Genomic DNA, 9,766 nt, shown 5'->3' with positions numbered 1-9,766 from the left:
CTTCTGGTGATCTCTCAGATGAAGATTCTTCTGTCTTTGGCTTTTCTTCTTTAGCCTCAACTTCTTCAACTTTAGTTTCACTAGTAGTATTAGTTTCGACCACTTCTTCAGCGACTGTTTCAGCTGTCTTCGCTTCAACCGATGCTTCTACAGGTGTTTCAACCTTTTCTTCTACTGGAGCCTCAACAGGTGCCTGCTCTTCACTAGATTTGGCAACCTTCTTTCTAACAACAGTTTTCTTTCTACGAGTCACTGTCTTCTTAGAAGTCTTTGACTCTTCTTCAGTTTCAGATTCTGTATCTTTTGAAGCCGTTGCTTTTTTAACAACTTTCTTCTTAGCAACTTTTTTCTTTGCTACTTTCTTCTTTGTCTTCTTCTTCGCAGCAGTATCATCTGCTTTTGGAGAAAGAATAACTTTGACCTTTTCAACTTCATCATCTGAAAGTTCCGACATGTGGTTTCTTACTGAGAAACCGTGGCTTTTCAGCTCTTCTACGAGATCAAGTGGTCCCTTCCCAATCTCTTTTGCCAATTCAAAAATCTTTATAGGCATTACAACTCCTGTTCAACGTCTCAACGTTAGGCCTTAGGCCTGGTCAATTTATATAAGAAGCTCCGAGAAACCCGAAGCTTCATAATTATTTAATTTTAAAAGCAGCAAGCTCTTCTCTAAGCCTCTTTTCAGCATCGCTGAATTTGCTCTGTGAATCTTCATCAGATCCACCATCTGAAGAACCGCTATCAAGGATTCCCTTATATGCTGGAACAGCTGAAGCAGAAACAAGTTCCTCTTCACCATCAGCTTGAAGCTCAAGTGTTCCCTCTTCAATCATCTTAGTCGCCTCATCAATAGTCGCCTGTGCAGCAGCTTCTTCAATCTCTACAATCTCTGCGATTTCAGATGCTGGAGTGGCCACAAGATCACCAATGGCCATAACACCACTTTGAACAAGAACCTGTGCCATAGCATCAGAAACTGATGGGATCTGAAGAAGAATCTCAACAGCTTTATTGATCTTCTCTTGAAGCTTAGTCTTAGAGATGATGTTAATCTTATATCCAGATAGCATTGCTGCTAGTCTTACGTTTTGACCACGTCTACCAATAGCAAGTGAAAGTTGATCTTCCTCAACAACCACATCCATTGAATGATCATCGTGATCAATTTGAATATTTTGAATATCTGCTGGAGCAAGAGCCGCAGTAGCAAATGTCCCTAGATCATCATTCCACTTAACGATATCGATTTTTTCACCTTGAAGTTCATTTACAACATTCTGAACACGGCTACCTTTCATACCAACACAAGCACCAACTGGATCAATATCTTTATCAACAGATCTTACAGCGATTTTTGCTCTCTGACCTGGCTCACGTGCAGCTGATTTAATTTCGATAGTTCCATCTTGAATTTCCGGAACTTCAATTTCAAATAGCTTAACAAGGAACATTGGAGATGTTCTAGAAAGACGAATCTCTGGTCCTCTATTTGTCATAACAACTTCAGTTAAGAAGGCTTGAATTCTATCACCTGGCTTAAATGCTTCTCCAGGAATGATTTCTCTTCTTGGAAGAACTGCATCTGCTTTTCCTAGGTCAACGATGATATTTCCTCTTTCGTATCTTCTAGCAATCCCAGTAACAAGATCACCTTGTCTGTGTTGGAATTCAGAGAATAGAATTTCTCTTTCAGCATCTCTTACCTTTTGGAAGATAATTTGACGTGCTGTTTGAACGTCGACACGTGTAAAGTTAGGGTTTTCAATTTTAATCCCTAGCTGATCACCAATTTCTACTTCTTCATCAAGTTCTTTAGCATCTTGAAGAGAGATTTCAATAATTCCATCTCTTACTTCATCAACAACGTTCTTATATTGAAAGATCTCTACATCATCATCAGCTTCATTATAACGAGTCTCGTATTCACCTTGAATACCAAACTTCTTTCTAGCAGTAACTAGGAATGCTTGCTCAATCGCTTTTACGATAATTTCTTTTTTGATCCCACGATCTTTACCAAGTATTTCAATAACTTTTCCAAGTTCAGAAAAATTCATTACTCACCTTCCTGTCTAATTCGAACCTTGGACTTCTGGTTCCAAGTTCGCTTTTTTGATATCTGTATAATTTATTTTTAAACTAAAATTTTCATCAAGTGCTGCCACAATATACTCATCAGAAACTTCTTCTAAGTGGCACACAAATGTTTTGGCCTTTCCTGTTTTCTTATCAAGTTCCTCCGAAGGAAGTAACTCTGAAAGAGACTTTTTTAGATGGAGAGAAACTGGAGTATCAGAAGCCATTTTAAAGTGCTCAACACTCGTTAAATTACGGTAGAGCCCAGGAGAAGATACTTCTAAAACAATATCTTCAGGAATCCACTCTTCCTCTTCCATAAAAGGTGTAAAACCTCTATCGACTTTTACACAATCATCGATAAGGGCCGTGTTCGTCGCAGGGTCCATAATAAAAACACGAAGTGTCTTACTCCCTTTGATATAATCGAGGTCATAGAGCTCATAACCCGCTTCCTTAACAACGTTAAGAGCGATGTCAAAAAACTTCTTTTCTAAACCTGTTCTTTCTTCTTTTAAAACCATTTGGTCCCTGTAATAAAAAAAAAGGGTAGATCCAATGTCTACCCGATATTAAGCTATTGCTAAAAATCGTTTTTCAAGTGTAGCAACACCTCTATAAGCTTCCATCATATGAAGAGATGGAGGCAAAGATGTTAAACATAATTGCTACAGTATCTAATTATCGAAAATTATGAGACTTTGTCAACTCTTATGAAAATTAATATCTATTTAGATACTCCCTGTCATGATCAGAGCATCATCCCCGTTTCCATAAAATTTATTTTTCTTATGAATGACCTCAAGACCACATTTATTGTAAAAAGCTATCGCAGAAGTGTTTGTTGCGGCAACCTCAAGATAGAGACTCTCCAATCCTAGATCAGTTAAGTGTTTGCGATGAAAGGAGAACAAAGAAAATGCTGCACCGCGACCTCTAAGCTCTCTACAAATGACGATCTTATAAAGATGTGCCTGCTTCTCAATAAAGTTTAACTCAAATAATGAGAAGCCAACGAAGCGTTCTTTATTTAAACCCTCATAGATAAGTACAAGTGAATAATTTCTTGGACCAATGAGGAAGCTCTTCCAAGTCTTCTCATCCCAAGGCCAAGGAAAATCGACTTTATCCAGATCTATAATCTCATACAGCTGCTCTTCACTGGGTTTTTCGACGCTCTCGGCCTTAACGAAAATAAGAAATTGATAAGTCTCTTCTTTATCTGACATTTATCGGCCTAATAGAACCTTCTAAGTGGAACTTTCTTTTCGAGAGAAATTTTATAGTGTTTAAGGGCCTCTTTTCTTTGAAATAAGGTGAGGCCTTTTGTGAAGATATCTTTTCAAGGTGTTTATTCGCATTTTGTATTTCAGTTATTTGAGTCCTAAAGTTCTTTGCAAGCTTACACTTACGTGCTTTCTTTGATGAAAGAAGCTCCTTTGGCAAGGGCTTAACAAAGCTCATCATTCGAGCAATAGAAGTAAAAGACTCAATCTTTGACATCTCTATCTTACTATAGTCGCCCTTTTTCGCTCTGAGAGTAGGAATTGCGTCCCCAGCTTCTTGAAAGACCAAAGAGAGGTGATTCTTCTTTGCTTCATAGCAATTCAAAAAATTAAGGGCCTCTATATAGCGGTTAACATGTGAAACATAGAAGACTTTGTCACCAATAGAAAAAAGGGCCCTATCTTCAAGGGCCCATGTATTAAAAACTAAGAATAGTAGTATCAATAATTTCTTTGCCATGAGTACAATGTACTAAACTGGCGAAGATATATCAACGTTGGCGATTGCCTTTCCTGGAGACATTCTACTCTCCATCTGGAATCTAATCTTAACAGTAGGATTGAATGTATAACCATCCTTTCCTCTAATGATATATTTTCTCTTTGTTTCAGTATTATCCTTAGGCTCAATAAGCTTTCTTAGACGAGAAACACTTGTATAGATAAGTTTGTCGTGAATAAGTGGATTGTACTCATCTTTCCAAATCGACTTTGCAAGTTTTTCCTTATCAAAGTATTCACCACAATTCTTAGCAAGTAAGAAGAGAATTTCAAGAAGAACAAATCTGTGCTTGAAGTCGATCACTCCAAGAGTTCTTTCCTTAACTTTTCTATTGCTTCTATCAAGATAGATATCAACACTGGAATCATTCACTTCGTGAATTTCTGAATCTAAGAGATTTGCCAATCTTTTAAACTTCTCAGAGTCGATTGCTTCTTTTGCCAGGTTAAAATAAACCAATGATCTTTCAAATGATCCAGCAATCTTATTAACTTGTCCCTTACCAAGAAGAATATAACCATAAAGGTTCCAACACTTCTTGCTCTGAAGAGTTTCGTTGGCAATCTTAAAGTGCTCTAGGGACTTCTTATGATCACCCATTGCAAGATAAGTCTTACCAAAAGTCATGTGCATTGATCCGCCAAGATACTCTTTGTTGATAATTTTGAGGAGGTTATCAAGTTGTAAGAGAAAATCAACAGAAGCTTCACACTCCCCTTTATTAAGAGAGTTATTCGCCAGAGCTAAAAGACACTTCGCTAAAAGGTCTGGATCATTCTCTTCTTTTGACTTCTTATATGACATTGAAAGATCAAGGCTTGCCCCTTCAAAATCACCCTTATAACTTTTAACTAATCCAGCGTAGTAGAAATACTCTGCATTGAGACTTCCAAGATTACTTGCAAGATCTTCTACGATGGCCTCAGACATTGAAATATACTTAGAAGCTTTTTCTGTTTCTAGCTTTTCTGCTGCTATCCTGATTAGGAAACCAAGAATTTTTAGAACAGAGAAGTTATCTTGTGGCAGCTCTGCACACTCTAGAGACTTGATGAAATTAATTTCAGCATTATCTAGATCGGCCTTATCATAATGTAGCTTACCGAGTTGGTAATAGGCCTTACCGACTTCTAACTTAGTTAAGCGTTCTGGTGAAGGGATTAACCCCTCTCCTGGACCAATAAAAGCAAGGGTTTGCCTATCGGCCTTATTTGAACTCTCCCCAAGTCCAATTTGTGTCGTCTCCATCTGTGTCCTCCCCTGAAATTGACAAATGTGAGATAGTCGCGGAATCTTACCACGAACATGTCATAGCACGTCATCATGCAACAAGTCAAAAAGATGTAAAAATCTGAAAAAAAATTACAGACATGCCATTGCTCATCCCTTCAATTCTTTGATATTGTAGGGACTTAGCTATTAAGCATTTATATTAATTTTTTTTGGAAATTGGAGAAGGAAATGGCCAAATTTGACATTGAGACAATAAGACACTCGTCTGCTCACCTTATGGCCCAAGCGATTTCAAGACTTTACCCGAACGAAAATGTTCAGTTTGGTGTAGGTCCGGTTATTGATAATGGGTTCTATTATGATGTTCAAATGACCACGACCTTAACTGATGAAGATCTTCCAAAGATTGAAGATATGATGAAAACAATCATCAAGGAAAAGCTTCCTATTGAAAGAAGAGTTATGGAGAGATCTGAGGCCATTAGCTTCTTTAAAGAACAGGGACAAGAACTTAAAGTTGAACTCATTGAAGCAATTCCAGAAGGAGAAGAAGTTTCTTGTTATCAACAAGGTGAATTTATCGACCTTTGTCGTGGACCACACGTTGAGAACACTTCTGAGCTTCCACAAGGTTTTAAATTAATTTCAATCGCTGGTGCCTACTGGCGAGGGGATGAAAAGAGACAAATGCTACAAAGAATTTATGCCGTCTCTTTTCAAGATAAGAAACTACTTAAGCAACATCTTATGATGTTGGAAGAAGCGAAGAAAAGAGATCACAGAAAACTTGGTAAAGAACTTGAGCTCTTTCACTTTGAATCATTTGCACCAGGTGCCCCATTCTTTATGCCAAAGGGGACTTTTGTTTATAACGAACTTGTCGACTACATTAGAAGACTTTATAGAATCTATGAGTATGATGAAGTTATTACACCACAAGTCCTAGATAGTGACCTATGGCACACATCTGGACACTACGAGCACTATCAAGAGAATATGTTCTTCTCAAAAATTGATGAGAGAGAATACGCAGTTAAGCCAATGAACTGCCCTTGTCACATGCTTATGTTTAAACACTACAAGTACTCATATCGTGATCTTCCAATGAGATATGCAGATTTTGGAAGACTTCACCGTTATGAGAAAGCAGGTGCTCTAGCAGGTCTGACAAGAGTTAGAACTTTCTGTCAGGATGATGCTCACATCTTCCTTGCTCTTGAACAAGTCCAAGAAGAAATTCAAAGAACGATGAAGATGATCTTCACGGCCTATGAAATGTTTGACTTTAAAAATGTTAAAGTTAACCTCTCAACGAGACCTGAAAAGAAAGCAGGAAGCGATGAGACTTGGGATATTGCAGAGAAAGCCCTAAAGGATGCGCTAGAAAGCTCTGGTCATGAGTTCTTTATCAAAGAAGGTGACGGTGCATTCTATGGTCCAAAAATCGATATTGATGTTGCTGATGCATTAGGAAGATATCACCAACTTGGAACAATTCAACTAGACTTCCAACTACCTGATAGATTTGATCTAAAGTTCACGACTAAAGATGGTGGAGAAGAAAGACCAGTTGTTGTTCACAGGGCCCTACTAGGATCATTAGAAAGATTCTTCGGTGTCTACCTTGAGCACGTTGCAGGAGTTTTCCCATTCTGGCTTGCACCAGAGCAAGCAGTTATTGTTCCAGTTAACCAAGAAATTCATGGTGACTATGCAGCAAAACTTCAAAAGCAACTATTCTCTAAAGGTTTCAGAGTTAAGGTTGATGATAGAAATGAATCAATGGGATACAAGACTCGTCAAATTCAAAAGTCTAAAGTGCCATTTATGCTAGTTATTGGTGATAGAGAAATGGAAAACGGATCTGTCTCAGTTAGAAAGCATGGAGAGAAGAAGACATTTACATGGTCAAATGACGAACTCTTCGAAAAGTTTACGACATTAAATAATGTAAAATACCCGGCCGAGCTTTAATAGCTCGGTCTTTTTTATATCGCAATAATAGGCATCGACTAAGGAAGGATATATGTCTAATGAAAGGAAGAATATCCTCGTCCTCTTTGGGGGCGGCGGAACAGAGCACGAAGTCTCTGTTATCTCATCTCAATATGTCTTTGACTGTCTAAAGAAGATAGAAGAATTCAATCCAATACTAGTAGAAATCACAAAAGAAGGTCACTGGGAGTGCCAAGGAAGAAAATCTTCCTTAAATGGACGCATTCTTAAAACCCCTACAGAACAGCCTTATATCGACTATGTTGTTCCTGTTATTCACGGGCCACCAGGTGAGACTGGTGAGATACAGAGCTATCTCAAAACGCTTGGGATCCCATTCTTTGGCCCAGAAGCTGAAGCAAGTATGATTTGCTTTAACAAAGTCACAACTAAGCTATGGTTCGACTCTCTTAATATTCCAAACACTCCTTGGATTTTTGCTAATAAGTATCAAGACTTCAACCAGAGCGAAAAGAATAGTTATCTCCAATTCTTTAAAAATAATGGAGAAGATGTTTTTGTTAAGGCCGCCAACCAAGGCTCATCTGTTGGATGCTTTCATGTCACAAATGAAGATCAATTACTAGATACTATCAAGAAGGCCTTCCAATATTCGGACAATGTGCTTATTGAAAAGACCATAAAAGGCCGCGAGCTAGAAATTGCAGTCTATGAAGACAACGGCGAAATCAAGGCCACAGTGCCTGGTGAAATCATTTGTCCAGATGGCTTTTATAGCTATGAAGAAAAATACTCTAACCAATCACATACATCAACTGAAGTTGAGGCGAAGAACTTAACTCCTCAACAGATTGAATCCATGAGAGATTGTGCTATCAAAGCATTTAAGGCGATCGGTCTTCGTCACCTATCAAGAATTGACTTCTTCGTAAGTCACGATGGTATCTCTTTGAATGAAATCAACACTTTTCCGGGGATGACTCCCATTTCGATGTTCCCAAAAATGGTAGAGAATACTGGACTAAAATTTGAAGATTACTTAAAGCAAATCATCATTAAAGATTTAAGCTAAGAAAGTAACGAGGTAAGAAATGAAAATTAACTTTATTCAAGATGATCATAGTCAACATGCCCAAGAAAAGCTCAAGGCCTATTATAAAGAAGACCTTATCCCTGCGGAAAAGAAGCCCTATCTCTCAGCACATAGGAAGTCCTACGGTGCTTATCTGGCGGTAGAAGGAAAGAATGGTCATGCCTACATCCAGGATGCTGCCAGCCAAATCGCAACTTTAGGGCTTGGGTTTAATCCAACTCCTTTTTTTGGAGTCGCTCATTTCCAAGAGGCATGGACAAATAACAGAGATACAAGTGATGCAAAAGATCTTGAAAAAGCTTTTCATGGTTTCCTCAAACAAAAAACAGATAATAGAAATATTGATATTTGCTTTGTAAATTCTGGTGCAGAGGCCAATGAAACGGCCATGGGAATGGCCTATAAGCGAAGAGTAAATCCAAGTGCTAAAAAAGTTCTAGCATTTGAAGGATCTTTTCATGGAAGATTTATGGTGTCACTCTTTTCAACATGGAATAAGAGCAAGAGAGAGCCATTTCAATTAAAAGGATTTGAAACCACATTTGCCCCTTTTCCTGCCCTCGAACACTCCAACTTCATCATGGAAATAGAAAATTCATGGCGAGAACTATGGGAGAATCCTTTTTGCGAAAACTTTTCTAAGAAAGTTGATTCGTTTAAAGGAAGAGATAAAGAACTCGATTTAGAGATTGAGTCTCTCCTATTTGTTAAAGAAAAACTTGAATCAAGAGAGTACTTTGTCACGATTGTAGAGCCAATGCAGTGTGAAGGTGGAGATCGCTATAGCACTAACAGATTCAACACGGCCTTACTTCTACTAACAAAGTCTTATGACGTTGCTCTAATCTTTGATGAAGTTCAAACAGGTTTTGGCCTAGGAAGGGAATTCTTCTGGCACAGAAGTTTTGATATAAGAGATAGCCAAGGTAATACCGTGGCCCCAGACTTTGTCACATGTGCTAAGAAGTCACAAAGTGGGATCGTGATTGGAGATGGTCCACTTGAGTGGCATAATAATGAAGTTCAATTCGCTTCAATTCTCAGAGGTTTCTACCATGGTCTTATGATCGATCAAAGAAATGATGTCGTTATTAGGGCCGAAGAATATGTTCAAGAAAAGCTGACCGCTCTTCTAAACAAGCATCCACAGCTTTCTAAACCAAGGGCCTATGGAATGGCCTTTGCATTTGAAATAGACAATGCCGATGATATACCTAAATTTATCGAGAATCGCTTTAAGGCAGGGCTGCTATTCTATCAAGCAGGTGCTCAGACATTAAGATTTAGACTTAATACGGCCTACAAAGCTGAAGATATCGACTTCCTCTTTGATATGTTAGATAACCTCTGTGATCATATTTATAATGAGAAAGCACTCAGAACACCTGAGTCTATTGATAAGCCGAATACTGAAATTGACTACGATTATCACTGGCATACGCAGATCATTCAAAAACGTACTCAATCAAAGAAGGGAGAAGTTTCTTCGTTTGATTTTGCAAGTTCTTTTTTCAAAAATCACTTTGATCTAGATCTTACTCTTATTAATTCAAACAACTACAAAAACTTTAGATCAAAAATAATTGATCTTGAAAAAGAAGTTTATGAACCAGCAAGACA

9 protein-coding genes are annotated in these 9,766 nt (G+C 38.1%); 3 read left to right on the top strand and 6 right to left on the bottom strand.

Going from position 1 to position 9,766, the window contains the following annotated elements; all coding sequences use genetic code 11:
- From M901_RS11155 to M901_RS11130, 6 genes are all read right to left on the bottom strand, one after another.
- A partial coding sequence (locus M901_RS11155) for a translation initiation factor IF-2 N-terminal domain-containing protein (RefSeq protein ID WP_021278294.1) occupies positions 1-553 on the bottom strand: 553 nt, incomplete at its 3' end.
- 85 nt (positions 554-638) lie between these two features.
- The gene (nusA, locus tag M901_RS11150; protein ID WP_021278295.1) at positions 639-2,057 is read right to left on the bottom strand and encodes a transcription termination factor NusA; all 1,419 of its coding nucleotides are present in this window, start codon (positions 2,055-2,057) and stop codon (positions 639-641) included.
- A 15-nt stretch (positions 2,058-2,072) separates the two neighbouring features.
- Positions 2,073-2,600 (bottom strand): ribosome maturation factor RimP, encoded by a 528-nt coding sequence (rimP, locus tag M901_RS16585; protein WP_021278302.1) that lies wholly within the window; start codon positions 2,598-2,600, stop codon positions 2,073-2,075.
- A gap of 207 nt (positions 2,601-2,807) precedes the next feature.
- A complete protein-coding gene (locus M901_RS11140; RefSeq protein WP_021278297.1) occupies positions 2,808-3,305 on the bottom strand; it encodes an N-acetyltransferase in 498 nt (165 codons plus the stop codon).
- Positions 3,295-3,822 carry a hypothetical protein gene (locus M901_RS11135; protein ID WP_021278300.1) on the bottom strand — a complete coding sequence of 176 codons (528 nt, stop codon included), beginning with the start codon at positions 3,820-3,822 and terminating at the stop codon, positions 3,295-3,297. The genes M901_RS11140 and M901_RS11135 overlap by 11 nt, the downstream gene beginning before the upstream one ends.
- A 12-nt stretch (positions 3,823-3,834) precedes the next feature.
- Complete coding sequence (locus M901_RS11130; protein ID WP_021278298.1) at positions 3,835-5,112, bottom strand: winged helix-turn-helix domain-containing protein; 1,278 nt, start codon at positions 5,110-5,112, stop codon at positions 3,835-3,837.
- A gap of 213 nt (positions 5,113-5,325) precedes the next feature.
- Between M901_RS11130 and thrS the strand changes: the two genes are divergently transcribed.
- The 3 genes from thrS to M901_RS11115 all read left to right on the top strand — a co-directional run.
- Positions 5,326-7,071: a threonine--tRNA ligase gene (gene thrS, locus M901_RS11125; RefSeq protein WP_021278296.1), complete on the top strand. Its 1,746-nt coding sequence runs from the start codon at positions 5,326-5,328 to the stop codon at positions 7,069-7,071.
- A gap of 52 nt (positions 7,072-7,123) precedes the next feature.
- Positions 7,124-8,125, top strand: a complete 1,002-nt coding sequence (locus M901_RS11120) for a D-alanine--D-alanine ligase (RefSeq protein WP_021278301.1) — start codon at positions 7,124-7,126, stop codon at positions 8,123-8,125.
- Between the two features lie 19 nt (positions 8,126-8,144).
- A partial coding sequence (locus M901_RS11115) for an aminotransferase class III-fold pyridoxal phosphate-dependent enzyme (protein WP_021278299.1) occupies positions 8,145-9,766 on the top strand: 1,622 nt, incomplete at its 3' end.

The organism is Bacteriovorax sp. DB6_IX (assembly GCF_000447775.1).
GTDB lineage: Bacteria > Bdellovibrionota > Bacteriovoracia > Bacteriovoracales > Bacteriovoracaceae > Halobacteriovorax_A.
The sequence above is the reverse complement of the archived record's forward strand: the minus strand, read 5'-3'. Positions and strand labels throughout refer to the sequence as shown.

What these genes read in the sequence shown, in the direction of transcription:
- M901_RS11130 (WP_021278298.1), bottom strand. Translation starts at nt 5,112, where the DNA reads ATGGAGACGACACAAATTGGACTTGGGGAGAGTTCAAATAAGGCCGAT.
- nusA (WP_021278295.1), bottom strand. Translation starts at nt 2,057, where the DNA reads ATGAATTTTTCTGAACTTGGAAAAGTTATTGAAATACTTGGTAAAGAT.
- M901_RS11120 (WP_021278301.1), top strand. Translation starts at nt 7,124, where the DNA reads ATGTCTAATGAAAGGAAGAATATCCTCGTCCTCTTTGGGGGCGGCGGA.
- M901_RS11135 (WP_021278300.1), bottom strand. Translation starts at nt 3,822, where the DNA reads ATGGCAAAGAAATTATTGATACTACTATTCTTAGTTTTTAATACATGG.
- rimP (WP_021278302.1), bottom strand. Translation starts at nt 2,600, where the DNA reads ATGGTTTTAAAAGAAGAAAGAACAGGTTTAGAAAAGAAGTTTTTTGAC.
- thrS (WP_021278296.1), top strand. Translation starts at nt 5,326, where the DNA reads ATGGCCAAATTTGACATTGAGACAATAAGACACTCGTCTGCTCACCTT.
- M901_RS11140 (WP_021278297.1), bottom strand. Translation starts at nt 3,305, where the DNA reads ATGTCAGATAAAGAAGAGACTTATCAATTTCTTATTTTCGTTAAGGCC.